Genomic DNA, 15,474 nt, shown 5'->3' on the forward strand with positions numbered 1-15,474 from the left:
GAGGTGTCATGCTTTTACAACGAAATTCTAAAAAGGAGATAAAGCAATCATCGGTCAAGGGAAGAATGGTCGCCTTGTGGAATCCGTCTGGTACAGATTCATTCCAACTGCTTGAAAAGTTGCTGAACTTAGTGAAGAAGCGTGGTCAAACGGCTGCTGTGGTGGAATTTCCATGTCTAGGAATTCCGCGCGTTGCCTATCGGTTTGGGATTTCAGAACTGGAGCCTAAGGAGACGGTGGATCAATTTCTCATTGATTATGATCGGGCGATGCTTCGGGGGATTCATCAGTATCTTCATTCATTTCCTGATTTTGATGCACTGCTGATTCAGCCCAAGAGTAAGCCGGATACGCCGACGTTAATCAAGCTTCAGCAGCAGTCCACGGTTCAGGAAGCACCGACCTATTTGAAACTGCATTTGTCGGGATATCACTACATTTTTGTTGTCCTGCAAGGCCAAATGGTTCATCCATTAACCTTCTTTTCGATTCGGGAAGCAGATCATCTGGTGCTGACCATTAATGAACCGATGGAATTAATTCATGCGTACACGGCATTTAAAACGCTGAAACAAGATTATGGTGTAGCGTCCGTCATGTTCAATGTAAACGGCAGCGATCTCAGCAACTTTAAGGAAGAAAAAATGTGTAGTCGTGTGGAGGAACTTTGTAGCAGATGGGAGGGAGAAGCACATGATCGGAATCATTAATCCTGCGGAGTATGTGCAGTACCAGCGTCCAGATGTGAAGGTGTTAAGCGCCCGCAGCAAGACGGATGATGAAAATTTGAAGGGGTTGCTGGAACGAACTCAGCAGCATTTGATTACGTATTACAATGATGAATTTGTAAAGGCCATTATTGATGAAGAAGCGAGGAAACGCGTTAAATTTCACATTATGGATTTTATTAGGGATCAGCGTGATTTTAAATTTAGCATGGATATTACGGAAGTCATTAACTATGTGCAGACCGAGATTACCGAAATGGGTGTCTTGCAGCCAGCTCTTGATGACCCGAAAATTAGCAGTATTGAAATCAACGGGCCAAATGAAGTCATAGGTGAACGAAATGGGTTTAAGGAACACATGGAGGGAATTCGTTTTCAGGATAACGAACACATCTACAGAACAATTGACAAGATGCTCCTACCAATAGGTATGAGTCTGACAGCTAATGATCCTGTCATTGATGCTAATTACCGAGGATTTCGGATTAACGTGATAATGGAAAAACCGCGTGGGGGAATTAGTGCAGGCACACCTATCATCTCTATTCGTAAGTTTCCACCTGATGTATTTTCAGATGCAACTTGTATTGCTTATGGCAATATTTCAACGGAGATTTCCGAGTTTCTATCGGATGTGTTGCCTTATGGAGTGAGCAGCATTGTGGCTGGTGGGACGAACAGCGGAAAAACAACACAATTGATTCGGTTTCCGGCCTATTATGATCGCTTGACGCGTTTTTTCTGTATTGAGGATTCCGAAGAAATGCTTCTCAAAGGGAAAACAAGCTATCAGAACTATCCGAATATTGCTTCAGTTATTGTTAAAGAGCATGAGGATGAACGGAAATCCTACCCTATCTCGAAACTCGTGAAGATCAGCTTGCGTCAAAATCCGGATGTAATTTTAATCGGAGAAGTTCGTGATGAACACGCAGCCCAACAAGCGCTTGTCGCAGCCAACACAGGACATATCGTTCATCTCACAATTCATGCTAATGGCACACAGGAAGCTGCTATTCGCTTCTTACAATTATCAGGGAACAACCCGATGGCAGCTTCCCAAGTTGCAATGAGTTTTAATTTGATCCTGTTTCAAAAATATGAAACGAGTACGGGAAAACGGGTGGTTTTTGAGATTGGAGAGTTACTTGGGTTCGAAGGGGACAAGCCTCTGATTCACACGATTTTTAAATATGATCCTATAGCCAGAATGTTTAATCAAGTCGCCAAGCTCAGAAAACTCAAAAATAAGCTTGTAACAGAGGGCGCTCCAGAGAATATTATTTCTCGTTGGTGTGAGGAGTGATATTATGCCCAATTGGATGATGTACGTCTATTACTTTGTCTTGATATCCTTTACCTTAGGTTTTCTTTTTCCGAGGGCCGAAGCGAGCAAGTCATTCACTTTGAGTCAAATGTTCGGCTATGAAAATATTCGAAAAGAAGCAGAAGATGCAGGATGGTCGCTATCATCGAAAGAGTTTATCAGCATTATCGTGTTTTCCATCATCGTAGTTGTCTTGATTGCAATCTTTATCGGTAACTACTTTTTTATCGCTTTGGGTATTGTCCTTTGCTTTACGTTGCCGAGGGCAATTGTACTCAAGATCAAACGGAAAATTCGGCAAAACGTTCTGTTTGACTTGCCAGCAAATTTGCGTTTGTTCATTTCAAAGTTAGCAGATTTTCCGAACATTCAAAAGGCGTTAGAAAATGCCTTGCCGGATATGAGTGGGGTAACAAAGCCGATCTTTGAGCAGGCATCCAATCAACTCCGTGTGGGCTTTCCGCTAGAACGTGTGTTGGATGACGTGATGGGAGAGCTTCGGATACGGAAAATGGAAGACTTCATGGACAAGTTATTGTTAACTCAGATGGAAGGGTTCCATGCTCGTTCCTTGGAGAGTCTTCGGGAAACGGTGGAAGAGATTAGTGAAGATATTCAGCAGATTCAGGAACTGGAGATTGGTGCCAAGCGAAAACGAAGGGATCTGTTCCTGATTTCTATTATGGCCTGGATGATGCCAATACTGTTGTCTTTTATGAATACAGGGAACAGCAATGTATTTTTAAACACTACGTTTGGTCAGGTTTATATTGTCTCTTTTGCAGCAGCTACCTTGTTCTCAATATCCAAAGGCGACGATTTTCTTTCGCTGAATCTCGATAAACTTTGAAAGGAGGTGATCAATTGCTCGTATCAGGAATGCTATTGTTTGTTGCTGTTATGATGATTTCCATACTCATCTGTGCTCGGTTCCTACCTAATTTTGAGCTGGAGAAACGGTATGCGTCTCAAGCTGCTTTAATTGTAAAAAGTAATCAGGAATTGCGCCGTATGAAAATGGACCCGGTGATGTTATTTATTGCAGACCAGTGGATGCCGAAGCTTACGAATTTGCGTCTACCTCTGCTAAGTGGACAACTGCGACGTATGTACAACTTGCTTGGAAAAGATAACACCTTTGAGGAAGAGCTTGCTGACAAACTGCTAAAGTCCATTGTCGGCTGTCTTCCTTTTTTAGTGCTGCCATTTATCATTAAAATCCCGGCTCTGCTTTTGGCTCTGCCCGTGGTCGTCATCGTGTTTTATTTGGCTCAGCTCACGGAGATCAGAAAAGAGTACAAGAAGCGACAGGATGAAATTGTGCGTGACTTACCTCAGCTTATTAGTAAAATGATGATTGCTTTGGAAACGGGGAAGTCGTTCATCACGACACTTCAACGTCTGGAAGAAACCAGCGGTCCGCGCATGAAGCGAATGTTGGTTCGATTAAACGCCAATGTGCGGATTATGAAGCTCACCGATGCTGTCGATTTATTTGCAACAGAGACGGATATTCCCGTGATGAGAGATTTTGCTGCTGCGGTTAAAATCGGGGTGAACAATGGGTATGGAGAGGCGAAGAAGTATTTCGATGACATCAAAGGTGATCTAAAGAAGCTTCGTTTGGCGGCCTTGAGAGACATGACTCGTAGTCAGCCGGAAAAGATCAAGTATCTTTATTTGCTCAACGCACTGTTTGCGTTCGGTTCTGTAATTTTGTCTTTTTCAACAATTATTTCAGAGATCCAAAATATCTAAATCATTGGAGGAATTGAATATGATGACAAAGAAAATGACAGGTTTTATGTTGCTGTTGATGGTAGCGTTCGTAAGTAAGGTACAAGGTATTTTCAAAAGATTGAAAGCTCCCCTGCAAAATCAAGCCGGGGCAACCATTATTGAAATTCTGGGGTATGCTCTCCTTGCTGTTTTGGCAATTGTCTTGGTCTGGGGGCTGCTTTCTGGATGGCTGCCAGCTTTCTTCAATAAAATTACAGGTAAACTAGATAGTATGTCTTAAGAAAAAAAAGAGAACGGATACTTTTTAGTGTCCCGTTTTTATGAAGGAGGGGTGGTGACTTGAAAAGATTCCAGCGTATTTATGAAAAATTGAAGTTTCCTATACGAAATCAAAGAGGTGGCATTGCTGGCACTGTCAGTATTATCTTTTCGCTGCTTGTGGGATGCACTCTCTTGTACTGTTCGGTTGATTTGTACGGCTATTGGAGCCAGCGTCAAAAGCTTATCATTGGTGCGAATGAACTGATGGAAGTCATGAAAGCCGAAAATGGTTATCAAATTGCCAATCGTAGGCAATTTGATAACATGATCGTCACGATGGGGATAGACCCAGCCAAAGTAACTATTACTGAGGCAACCCCGCGCCTGGTTCAGCGTGGCAATACGCTCAATTTAACTGTCAACATGAACTATGAGACGATTGGACTAAAGCCGATGGGGAAGCGCCTTGATTTGCCGATTCATGTCTCCGTAGAGGGGCTGGCCCACAGGTTTATTCGATAACTTAGGAGATACGACATGATACGAACGATGGCGATGATTATACTGGCAGCCGTAGGACTCATCTTTGTCCGTGATCTGGGGGTTGTATATACAGGGTATTTCAAGATGGAAAAGGCCGCTGAACAGTCTCTTGATGCGGCAATTGTAGCTGCAAGTGGAGATATAGAACGTCAGCATGGTCAATTACGACTCAATCAAAATGTAGCGGAACGTACCGTATCCGCTACGATACAAAGCAACCTGAATGTCGATTCGCATTTGAACAATACTTTCTTCCATAGCAGCTCACTTCAAGTTGGTATTACTTATAAAGGCGATTTACCACGTATTGAGATGGAATATCGTACCCACGTTGATTTAGTAGCTGGGAAAATGTTTGGGGTAGACGCGTGGCCTCTGACTGTGAAGAAGAAGACACCGTACTTAGCAGAATTTTTGTGATAGGGAGTGAAGCAATTGAAACTGAAACGATGGTGGAACAAAACAACTCGTCGCCTCCTCATATTTACTGTGGCTTTAACTTTGGCAGGATGCGCAGTGGTGTTGCAAAATCAGATTGTGAAGCGACAAACGACAACGGAACAGGTGCTGGTTGCGCAGAGTAGTCTGCTGCCCTTCAGCCCAGTTACGGGGAAACTTATTTTGCGAGAAGTCGTGAAGAGTGAAGTTCCAGAGGATGCTATTCGATCTATGGAGGAACTGAAAGGTGAGGAATGGGTGACAGGGGAGATTGGACTTCCACCAGGAGTCCCAATTTCAAAAGCACTCCTGATACCTGTAAAGGACAGTAAGTATGGTCAGAGTGTAGAATTGAAGCAGGGTGAGCTTTTCGTAGGGATTCAGACGGATCAAGTACGAAGTGCGGGGGATTTCATTAAGCCCGGAACGATAGCCGATGCCTATGTGTATGTAGAGGGAGGCAATCAAATTCCGGCAAGACTTATTACTCCTGAAAATGATCCGCTTTTAAAAGATTTGTTGATTCAAGATCGGCAGAATCAAAATGGCTATAATCCACAGGATGAGCAGCAGAATCCGATCCCAGCCATTGCGATTGTGAAAACCAGCAATCCAAAAGTAGTCGCTGCACTAATCAAGTATCAGGAAGAAGGACGCATATATTTTGCACCTACGGGTGTAGATCGTACTCAAAATACAAAGATGAAATGAGAGATAAAGAACAAGGTGGAGAGCAGACATTTTGTGTCTGCTTTTTGCTTTGCCATTTGAAAGGAGCGCGTGATGAAAAAAAAATCTATTATTGTAGGATTTTTAAGTCTATCGGGTTCCTTTAAAAAGGAACTTAAGTTGCTGACGAAGGAAGATAACATGGTCAAGGATTTATACCATCGACTGTGTCGGAAACAGCAGGTTGCTAATTTAGCAAGAGATAATCTTTTTCAAAAAGTAAGGTATTTCAAGCTCTCATCTCGTGCAACAGGTAGATGGTTTACCATCTTTTTAGTCATAGTAATTACGGTAGCTGCTGTTGTACCGATCTTTCCAGAGAAAGCCGAAGCAGCGACATACTATCTTGGTCAAACATGGGAAGTAACTAATGCAAGCAGCAGCTACACTCTGGATCTAGGGGAGCCTGGAATTGATCGCAATGATTTTGGATTAGATGGTTACTACAATATTTATACTCCTCGGAACAATGGGGAATTCACACGCATTGATGAGTATTTCTCGGATGATGGATCAAACTGGTACAAGATTGGAGACGGAAATGTATTTAGAAATGATTATGAACCTGGTAATTCAGGAGGATCAATTAGGATAAGCTCATACACTTCTCCTAATGTAACTCGTATCAGGTATTATAAATTGGTTTCCAATAAGCCAACTACAGTATTTGAAAAGATCACTTTCAACATTACGAGCGGACCCTATGCGAATGATACCAAACCACCCACTAAGCCTACTATACAGCTAAACCCCAATGGAGCTACGCAGGGTAACGTTCAGGTGACTATTGGTGGCAGTACAGATGATCGGATGCTAAAAGGCTATGAATATAAGCTGGAAGGGGCAACTCAGCAGGATTGGGCTTTCGGTGATAGTTTTACGATTTCAAATGAAGGTGATACGACTATTAGGGCCAGAGCTGTAGACTACAACAATAATAAAAGTCCTGAAACAACAGCTCTTGCAAAAATTGACCGTTCCCCTCCTGGAGCGCCCACCATCATTACAGATCGTACAGGGTGGTCTAATACTGCCGTGAACGTAATTGTTCAGCACGGGTATGATGCAGGAAGTGGTGTGAGATTGTCGCAGTATCGGTTATCTGGCGCAACGAATCAGGACTGGAGAGACTATACAGGAAGCATTAGTATACAGAATAACGGAGTTACTACTGTTATTGCTAGAACGACTGATAACCTCGGACAGATCGGGACGGAGTCTTCTAAAGAGGTGTGGGTAGATACTATCGCGCCAAATCATCCTAGCATTTTAGTTGATAACACGAATTGGTCAAGTAACCGCAAAAAATTCATCATACAGGGCGGTCAGGATTCGGGTGGAAGTGGTGTACTCAAGAGCCAATACAAGATCGGGAATGGCTCATGGATAGATTATGTTACTCCTGTCACTGTTGAGGAAAATGTGAAAATTAATGCCCGGACACTGGACAAAGCCGGGAATGTCAGTGTTGAAGCTTCTTCAGATTCTAACATTGACAAAACGCCGCCGACTGCTCCAACGATTCTGAAAAATCCAGATGGAGATACATCAGGGAATGTTGAAATCACAATCACACCTGAAACAGATACCCTCAGCGGTATAAAGAACACAGAGTACAGAGTGGGAACTTCTTCAGACTGGCAGACCTATACCAAACCGTTCAACATTACTATTGAAGGCGAGCATCAAGTATTTTCCCGTAGCACGGACAAAGCCGGGAATATCAGTGTAATTGCGAATGAAACGGTTTTGATCGACCGGACACCACCAACGGCTCCAAGCATTACCTTGTCCACCGACAACTACACGCAAGGTAATGTTCAGTTTACAATTTCCGGCTCCACTGATACGCGTAGCTTCCATTATGAATACAAACTCGGTAACGGGAGCTATAGGGTTGGGGAGCAGGGAACGGTAACGGACGACGGATTAACAGTTATTACAGCACGTGCCGTTGATACGGCAGGTAATGCTAGTGTGGAAACGACGAAGACTGTGAGGATTGACAAGAAAGCCCCTGTTATTCTGATTAGCCCATCTCAGCGAGGCTGGTCAACAGACCCAATCACAGCAACCATTCAATACACAGATGATAGTTCTGGCGTGAATCCGAATCGTCGCTACTATAAAATTAGTAGTTCACCGGATGAGCCGGAAAGCTGGGAACTGGCTAATAGTAATAACTTTTCTGTTCAGATTGCGAAAGAAGGTACATGGTATATCCATTCCAAGGTTGAGGATAACGTGGGGAATAGCGTAGTAGCTAGTTCATCGGCTATGCATGTTCAGCAGCCGCCAGAGGCACCCGTGCTTTCTATTCAGTCTATTGGGGTTAAGGAAGCCGCTCTACAATGGACACTTCCCGGGGGCCATACGTATACGGATGGATACCGGTATATCTTACGTAATCTTACTAATGGACAGACGATGGACGTCACCTATCCGGGAGATCGGGTATTAGATACGTCTTTGTCGGCAGGCACGAACTATGAGTATGAATTAAGTGTCCGAAATCATGTTGGTGAAGCAGTAAGCCCGAAGCTTCATTTGCTCACGCTTCCGGCTGCACCGACCAATTTAATTCTCACTCCAGTAGAGAGAGAGACCGCTCAGATTGCAGCCAGCTTTGATCCTGTTCAGTCCGCGAGACAATACCGTATTAGAGCTTACAATATGGCAACGCAGCAGGAAGTGTATAACGAGACGGTAACGAATAGCGTATATCAGCCTGTGCTGAATTTGCAACCGGGAACGGTATACAATGTCGCGGTATCAGCAATCAATGAAACGGGAGAAGGAGCGGCAACGAATCAATCCATTCTAACATTGCCAGCCACACCGGGGGGATTCAAAAGTGTGTCCATCGGTGAAAATCGTGTAGACTTGGCTTGGCATACGGTTACCAGCGCCACCTATTATGTTTTGGAGCGTGGCCAGGTTCCAGTGACGAGAGCGGTGTATGAGGGTTTTACTGATTTTGGGTTGTCTTCGGGAACAGTGTATGATTATGCTCTTTATGCTGTTAATCCAACGGGGCCGGGGGCATATGGTTATCTGAACGTATTAACTCTTCCGGGCGCGGTGAATAGTCTCACCGTTATCGGTGCACGTCGTAATGATCTCATGATTGCTTGGAGCCGTGTTCATGGAGCTGCTGGTTATCGGATTGTAGTGAATGGGGTGCAGGAATACCGTGTAGGTGCAGATGAGCATGAGATGATGCTTCCTGATCTGCCAGCAGGAACGCCAGCCCAAATCACCATACAGGCGTTTAACAGAAGTGGCCTTGGTGTGACGAGTGACACCTATGGTTTGACACTACCTGAACAGTCTGAAGAAGCTACAATAACGGATATTCAGGAACATTCTGCTGTACTTAGCTGGACTCCTGTCCATGGAGCTACGAAGTATGAAGTGAGTGTGAATGAACAGAAGCATACCATGTCGGACGTTATTACAGCCGTGTACGGGCTGGAGGCAGGCACGGTTTATCCATTTAGCGTTAGCGCAGGAAACACTTCTGGATGGGGGGAAGCCAGAACAGGGCGGTTTCTTACATTGCCTTCGCAGGTGGTTGGGTTTAATGCAGAGAAACCAACGGACACGAGCTTCACGTTGTCATGGAAGCCTGTAAAAAGCGCTAATCAGTACATTGTCTACCAAGGTGAGCAGGAGTTAGGTACTACCACTGAACCCCGCTTTAAAATCACTGATCTCCAGCCGGGAACGAATTATGAATTTCAGGTTGTTGCCGTGAATGCAACAGGCATGGGGAAGACAGGTGCTTTCAACTGGCGCACCTATCCAAGCAATCCGCAAAGCGGAGATGTTTGGGTAAAGGAAATTACAACGTCCAGCGCTGTCACAGGGTGGAAGCAGATACCCGGGGCCGACTACTATCATGTCTACTTAGATGGTGAGCTTCATGGCGATACAACGGAATTGAATTACACCTTTAAAGGCTTTGCCAGCTCAGAAACTCATGAGGTCAAGATTGAGCCAGTGAACAGTAGTGGCATTGGAATTTCCAGTTCTGTATCATTTGAAACTCTGCCCGATGGCTCATTTACGGTGGATGCCAAGCCGCAATACACTTCAATTGCTATTATGATTGGTGATACGAAGCTAAATGATATCATTGTGATTTCTCATAATGGTGAGATTATCTATAAAGGCAAAGATACTCTTTTTATATGGGAACCTGTCAAAAGCGGAACCAAGTATGACATTGAAATTTGGACAGAAAACAGCAATGGAGTAAAAAGCGAAGTACAAGTTGTATCCACTCGAACTCTTTCTCGCAGTAAGCCTACAAGTCAACTATCATCTGATGAAGTAATCCCACCAGTAATTTCAAATCCACTCCCAGCTATAATAGAACCGACAACCCCTGCTCCAATCCAAAATAAAAACAAAGCTGTGTTCAAAGACATTGACCGAGTGTTTAACGGCGACAAGATACAGGAGCTTGCAGATCGTGGCATTCTGAAAGGAACAAGTGATACGACCTTTGAGCCTTATCGGGAAGTGACGAGAGCTGAATTCACATCTATGCTTGTACGGGCGCTGAAGCTTCCAGAGGAGCTAGATACAAAGCTCAGTTTCAATGATATCAAGCCTGAAGATTGGTATATTCCTGAACTGAAAACAGCGATTAAGAATGTTGTGGCTCGTGGGTTCTCTGATACTGTCTTTGCCCCGGACCGACTCATCTCTCGTGAGCAGGCATCTAAGATGCTGGGAAATGTTGTGAAGCCAGAGGAATCAGTTGGATTTCAGGAATTTTATCAGGATGAGAGGGTCATTGCGAAATGGGCCAAGACGGAGGTGCTAGGATTAACAAGGGAGTCCTTGCTTCAAGGCTACCCGGATGGAAGTTTTCGCCCTAAGCAACCTGTGACTCGTGCTGAGGCTGCGGAGATGATATTCAACCTGTTGCAAGATAAAAGTTCAATAGGTCTGTAGAGAGCTAGGGCTATATCGTGTGAAGCGGTATAGTCCTTTCTATATTATAGGGTGAAAATACACCACTTTTATGTCCTAGTAACTGGTGTGCCAAGAGATGAGGGAGTTTAGTCATTTTTCAGAGTTATGAATCAATACAATTGAAGGAAATTCAATACATCTGTCGAATAGGTTTAAAGTACCATTTAAACTAAGGAGTAGGACAGATGGATAGAACTGAAATAAGCCGATTGGCTGATGCATATGAAATGACTTTGAAAGAACTTAGGTCTATAGTTGGAAATAGACTTAGCAAACAAGAGTTTTGTATCCAAGCTGAGGTCAAACATATCTTAAATGCTAAATATACTAATTTCATCACAGTTCAAGGAGATGATGGGCTTGAGATGCAGTTTAAAATTCAACATGATCTTGCCAGCCAGTTGGAGATAAATCATACATATTTATTTACAGGTTATTTTGAAGTAGGTTCTAGGGCCAGATTTGGAGCTTTACAGTTTAAAGCACATTCCTTTGAGCCAGTTGGTGGAAGTTTTGTAACGATGCAACAACAAGCTGCAACAAAGGGGATTATTGAAGGTGAACTTTTCAACAAATATAAAGATGATTTTTCAGGTTTTTTTGGGCAACCGTACTGTAAAGTCGGTTTAGTGACTTCACCAGTTTCTAAAGCTATTGCGGATGTGGAGGCTGTTTTTAAAAAGCGTAGTGGTATAGAAGTGGAACTTTTTCAAGTGAAACTTAACAGTGTAGAAAGCATTGTCAGTGGTATATATGCAGCCTGTGAGTCATTATGCGATGTAATTATGATCGTTCGGGGTGGAGGAAAAGAAACCGATTTTGGGGTGTTTAATAGTGTTGAAGTTGCTACGGCAATAAACGCTTCTGCTATTCCAATTATTACTGGACTGGGACATACGGCTAACTTAACTTCAGCTGATCATATTGCTGATCGTTCTGAAAATACACCAACTAAAGCAGCTCAATTTTTAGTAGATAGATTGGGTCAGGTCAGAAGCTATGGATATGATTCCACCTCGATTAAAGAAGAGGCTGGTTCATATCAGTATGGAAATAAGTTGAAGGAAAGAAATGATGTTGAATACCAGTATACAGCCGATAAATCACCTGATTCAAATAGGAGAAAAGAAAAAAAGCCAAGCATGGCTATTTTCATTACAATTGCAGTGATTTTGTTGTGTTTTTACTATTTCATTATGAAATAATTTCAGTTAAGGAGATTACTAAATGGTAGAGGACTTAATTAAGTATTACGAAGAAACTGTATCGGATTATGGGTTAGTCTATAAACATATGAAATGGCTTCGTTGCTTAAGCAACATATCAGTGGTGGCCTTTATCTTAACAACGATGGGATTGTTATTTGGTGGGATTTACGTGACTTTAACAGGCACGATTATGTATTGGCCTTTTATTCCTTTTTTTGTTGTTTTGGGGATCACACTAATAATCAGTCATTATCATGGTGTGAGAGCATCTAAAATTGTAAAAACTGAATATGGAATATATTCTAGAAAGGATGAGGGATGGAAGACGGAAAAATACAAAGCCAAGCAACTTAGCTTGCTGGTAGGTTATCTGGAAAGAAATGATCTTGATGAAACGCACAGGGTTGAAAAACTTATACAAAGAATTACCGATCTAGGAAAGAGTAAGATTCCACCATTAGTAGCACCTGGTTTGTTATTGGCTTTTTTAGTGCCACTTTGGAATCATTTAATTCCTTTAATCTATGCCGTTGTTGGTCTTTCCAAAAATTCTTTGGTAGAACTACTTCTCGGAGCATTTCTTATATCTGCTTATGTTGCAATAATACTATTTTCTTCAAGGATTATTTATCGCTACATTTTTAAATTCAGAGAAGAAATATTTTCAGAAATGTTTAGGGCCAAGTCTCGAACAAGAGACGAACTAATTACACTACTTGAGGATGTATTATTGAAACTGTAAAATTCTATAGGTAAAATGTGTTTATCTTGTACTTTGGAAAATTTTATGGATTGATGTCGCATTTTATGATATTTTTAACCTAAAATTATTTGATGTTTATTCGTACTACTGAACCATCGGTTTACACTAGGGGGAAAAGCAATGTCCGAGCAGCCGTATATCATATTTATACCAGGAATTAAAGGAAGCGAACTTTGGGAAGGAGATAATAGGCGATGGTTTCCTAAAAACATTGATGACGTGGAAGCACTTAGCATAAATAATTCAATGGAAGGCAGAAGGCCGTTAAGTGTAGTAAATGCATTTTGGTTTTTTAGAAAGAAGATTTATAAAGGAATCTTGAATGAATTTTCAAACACAGAAGTGGAGATGTTCGCATACGATTGGAGATTAGATATTAGGCTTGTAGCTGATATGTTGGTTAAAGAAATAACAAGGGTGAGCGCCAAACACAGTAATATTCATCTTGTTGCCCATAGTATGGGAGGAATGATTGCTAAAATTGCGATTTTAAAGTTGCATGAATTGGGCATTTCAGAAATGGTAAAGAAATTGATGACTTTAGGCACACCTTGGCATGGATCGCCTGACTCATATAAATCACTATCATTTGGTGAACCTGGATTTTTCATGGATTTTTCTCACATATTCGAAGCATTTGATGACGTAAAAACAAGAGATTTGGCAAGGCAGCTACCCTCGGTATATCAGCTTCTTCCAAGTGAACATTATTTTAATGATTTTGAAGAGGGTAAGTTTCTTTTGATGAATGAAGATGATAATTCCGAGAAAATTGTCACATATCAAGATGTTCAAATGAAAGCCCAAAATTATTATAATTTATCTGTTAGCGCACATGGAATTTCAGCTAATGTTTGGACTGATTTTATGGAACCTGTTCAAAGAATGATGCTCGAACCACTTCCAAGCCATATTGAACATGATAATTTAGTAGGTTCCCAGATACCGACTCTGTATGAGCTACCAATGGAAAGTAATAAATCAAGACTTCCATTTAAAAGGGATTGTAAATTTGAGAATGGAGATGGAGTTGTTCCTGTATTTAGTGCAATTCCTGCTCATGAAGCAAACTTATTTTATTGTTGTGCAGCACACAGCGATATGGGTTCAACAGAAGAAGTGTTAAAATTTATTAGATGGTCTCTCAATGGAAAGAAAGATTCTATACCTAATGGTGTTTATAAGGAGTTAAGAACAGACCTTTTTAGAAAAGGAACTCTTGCCACAATTATGTGTCCTGTTGATTCAACAATATTGGATGAACAGAATAGATATGTAGCAGGGGTGTTTGATCCTAACATCGAAGAGATTAGTCCGCAGGCACAAGAGGGACATATCTTGTACTTTAATATTGGTCAGGCCAAATATGTGTATTTTGATGATGCGATTAAAGATGACATGATAATAAAAATTAACTCATATGATAATGGGGTTGCTGATATATCAGTTAAAATGTTTGGAGAGGACACGACAAAAGAAGAAAAATTTGATCCTATCCCTGTTTCTGATGAAGCTTCAGCGATGATTAGAATTCCATTCTCAGATAGAAATTCTGAAACCACTCTTGAGATTAATGATGAAATAATTAATCCAAAAGTTACAAAAAGAAATAGAAAGGAAGGATTGCCTAAGATAAAGGACAATCTTCCTAGGATTAAAGTTAAATTAAGTAATCAGGGTCAGAAAGTTAAGTACCGACGAATATATTCTGGTTTGGTGACCTTACATCTTGAGGTTGAATATGAGGAGAATGTTTCCAGCCTGTTCTACACCATTGATGATAGTACTCCCAAGAGATATTCAGAACCTGTAGATTTAAATCTTGATTCTGGTACACATACAATTAAAGCATTTGGAAAAGATAAATTTAACAGATCATTACGTGTAAGCCAATTTCCCTTTAATGTTGATGGTGAAAATCCTGAAACAAAGATTGTGGTTGCGATTGATCCCGAAGGTATTGATTTGTCATTTGTTCCTATAACCAATGGTGCCGGAGCTGAAACTTTATTTAGAGTAGACAGCAACGATGAGTTTAAGCTAGCTCAGCCTGGAGAAAAGGTTAGTTTAGGATTTTCTAAATTGCGGAGCGATCCTAATGCCTTCTTACTTTTGGAATATTACTCAGTTAACGAATTTGGGAATAAAGGAGATACACAATCATTAAAACTCAGTTTGGGTAATATTCCTATATTAATGTGGAGGGAGTATTCTTCCGCAACTCAACCTATGATGATTTGGGAAAATTTTCTTAAATATGAGGCTCTGGACATTAATGACCAAGAAATTATTCTAATTGGTAAAGGAAGTAGTGCTGCTCGCCAAGTGATACCAATCCAAGAAATACCGGACAATATTAGAAGTGTAAAGTTTTCCTCAAAATATTATGAATTTGAAGTGAAATTCCTTGAGATGTACTCGCTATATTTTTATGGCGCTCCAACTGAAGTGCTTGAGGTTGGAGAAGAATATGAGTTCTCATTTGAGCTTATTTCAGAGCGTACTCGTGAGACCATTACACATACAAGACCTCGCGCCAAACTGGTTGCTGTAAAAACGAATAAACTCCCAGATAAGCAAATAGATCTTATTGAAGATGAAAATGGCTTGTTTAAAGGAAAGTTTATGGTGAATGAGAACTTTCTGAAATATCGGTTTAAATTAGTTATAACTGATTTGAAAAATGTTCGACCTGCATTAAGGGAAATACCACTTATAATGAAAGAAGATTAAACACCAGAAAGAGGTGGA

General features: G+C 41.4%; 12 protein-coding genes. All 12 read left to right on the forward strand.

Features of this window, described 5'->3' with window-relative positions; translation table 11 throughout:
* Positions 1-8: 8 nt before the first annotated feature.
* The gene (locus tag ASL14_RS19485; protein ID WP_134913111.1) at positions 9-710 is read left to right on the forward strand and encodes a hypothetical protein; all 702 of its coding nucleotides are present in this window, start codon (positions 9-11) and stop codon (positions 708-710) included.
* A gap of 76 nt (positions 711-786) precedes the next feature.
* Entirely contained in the window at positions 787-2,034 is a 1,248-nt protein-coding gene (locus ASL14_RS19490) for an ATPase, T2SS/T4P/T4SS family (RefSeq protein WP_189338181.1), read from the forward strand.
* A 4-nt stretch (positions 2,035-2,038) separates the two neighbouring features.
* On the forward strand, positions 2,039-2,905 hold the full coding sequence (locus ASL14_RS19495; RefSeq protein WP_134913113.1) for a type II secretion system F family protein: 867 nt from the start codon (positions 2,039-2,041) through the stop codon (positions 2,903-2,905).
* A 14-nt stretch (positions 2,906-2,919) separates the two neighbouring features.
* Positions 2,920-3,813: a hypothetical protein gene (locus ASL14_RS19500; protein ID WP_134913114.1), complete on the forward strand. Its 894-nt coding sequence runs from the start codon at positions 2,920-2,922 to the stop codon at positions 3,811-3,813.
* Positions 3,814-3,832: 19 nt separating this feature from the next.
* Complete coding sequence (locus ASL14_RS19505; RefSeq protein WP_134913115.1) at positions 3,833-4,075, forward strand: hypothetical protein; 243 nt, start codon at positions 3,833-3,835, stop codon at positions 4,073-4,075.
* A 158-nt stretch (positions 4,076-4,233) separates the two neighbouring features.
* The gene (locus ASL14_RS19510) at positions 4,234-4,578 is read left to right on the forward strand and encodes a DUF4320 family protein (RefSeq protein ID WP_223264369.1); all 345 of its coding nucleotides are present in this window, start codon (positions 4,234-4,236) and stop codon (positions 4,576-4,578) included.
* 15 nt (positions 4,579-4,593) lie between these two features.
* The gene (locus tag ASL14_RS19515; protein ID WP_134913117.1) at positions 4,594-5,019 is read left to right on the forward strand and encodes a hypothetical protein; all 426 of its coding nucleotides are present in this window, start codon (positions 4,594-4,596) and stop codon (positions 5,017-5,019) included.
* 99 nt (positions 5,020-5,118) lie between these two features.
* Positions 5,119-5,748 carry a hypothetical protein gene (locus ASL14_RS19520; RefSeq protein WP_134913118.1) on the forward strand — a complete coding sequence of 210 codons (630 nt, stop codon included), beginning with the start codon at positions 5,119-5,121 and terminating at the stop codon, positions 5,746-5,748.
* 72 nt (positions 5,749-5,820) lie between these two features.
* The gene (locus ASL14_RS19525) at positions 5,821-10,731 is read left to right on the forward strand and encodes an OmpL47-type beta-barrel domain-containing protein (protein WP_134913119.1); all 4,911 of its coding nucleotides are present in this window, start codon (positions 5,821-5,823) and stop codon (positions 10,729-10,731) included.
* Between the two features lie 206 nt (positions 10,732-10,937).
* Entirely contained in the window at positions 10,938-11,957 is a 1,020-nt protein-coding gene (locus tag ASL14_RS19530; RefSeq protein WP_134913120.1) for an exodeoxyribonuclease VII large subunit, read from the forward strand.
* A gap of 22 nt (positions 11,958-11,979) precedes the next feature.
* Positions 11,980-12,702: a hypothetical protein gene (locus ASL14_RS19535; protein ID WP_134913121.1), complete on the forward strand. Its 723-nt coding sequence runs from the start codon at positions 11,980-11,982 to the stop codon at positions 12,700-12,702.
* Between the two features lie 141 nt (positions 12,703-12,843).
* Entirely contained in the window at positions 12,844-15,456 is a 2,613-nt protein-coding gene (locus ASL14_RS19540) for a lipase/acyltransferase domain-containing protein (RefSeq protein ID WP_134913122.1), read from the forward strand.
* Positions 15,457-15,474: the final 18 nt, after the last annotated feature.

The sequence above is a fragment of the Paenibacillus sp. IHB B 3084 genome, from assembly GCF_001447315.1.
Classification (GTDB): Bacteria; Bacillota; Bacilli; order Paenibacillales; family Paenibacillaceae; genus Paenibacillus.

What these genes read in the sequence shown, in the direction of transcription:
- ASL14_RS19485 (WP_134913111.1), top strand. Translation starts at nt 9, where the DNA reads ATGCTTTTACAACGAAATTCTAAAAAGGAGATAAAGCAATCATCGGTC.
- ASL14_RS19495 (WP_134913113.1), top strand. Translation starts at nt 2,039, where the DNA reads ATGCCCAATTGGATGATGTACGTCTATTACTTTGTCTTGATATCCTTT.
- ASL14_RS19505 (WP_134913115.1), top strand. Translation starts at nt 3,833, where the DNA reads ATGATGACAAAGAAAATGACAGGTTTTATGTTGCTGTTGATGGTAGCG.
- ASL14_RS19515 (WP_134913117.1), top strand. Translation starts at nt 4,594, where the DNA reads ATGATACGAACGATGGCGATGATTATACTGGCAGCCGTAGGACTCATC.
- ASL14_RS19525 (WP_134913119.1), top strand. Translation starts at nt 5,821, where the DNA reads ATGAAAAAAAAATCTATTATTGTAGGATTTTTAAGTCTATCGGGTTCC.
- ASL14_RS19530 (WP_134913120.1), top strand. Translation starts at nt 10,938, where the DNA reads ATGGATAGAACTGAAATAAGCCGATTGGCTGATGCATATGAAATGACT.
- ASL14_RS19535 (WP_134913121.1), top strand. Translation starts at nt 11,980, where the DNA reads ATGGTAGAGGACTTAATTAAGTATTACGAAGAAACTGTATCGGATTAT.
- ASL14_RS19540 (WP_134913122.1), top strand. Translation starts at nt 12,844, where the DNA reads ATGTCCGAGCAGCCGTATATCATATTTATACCAGGAATTAAAGGAAGC.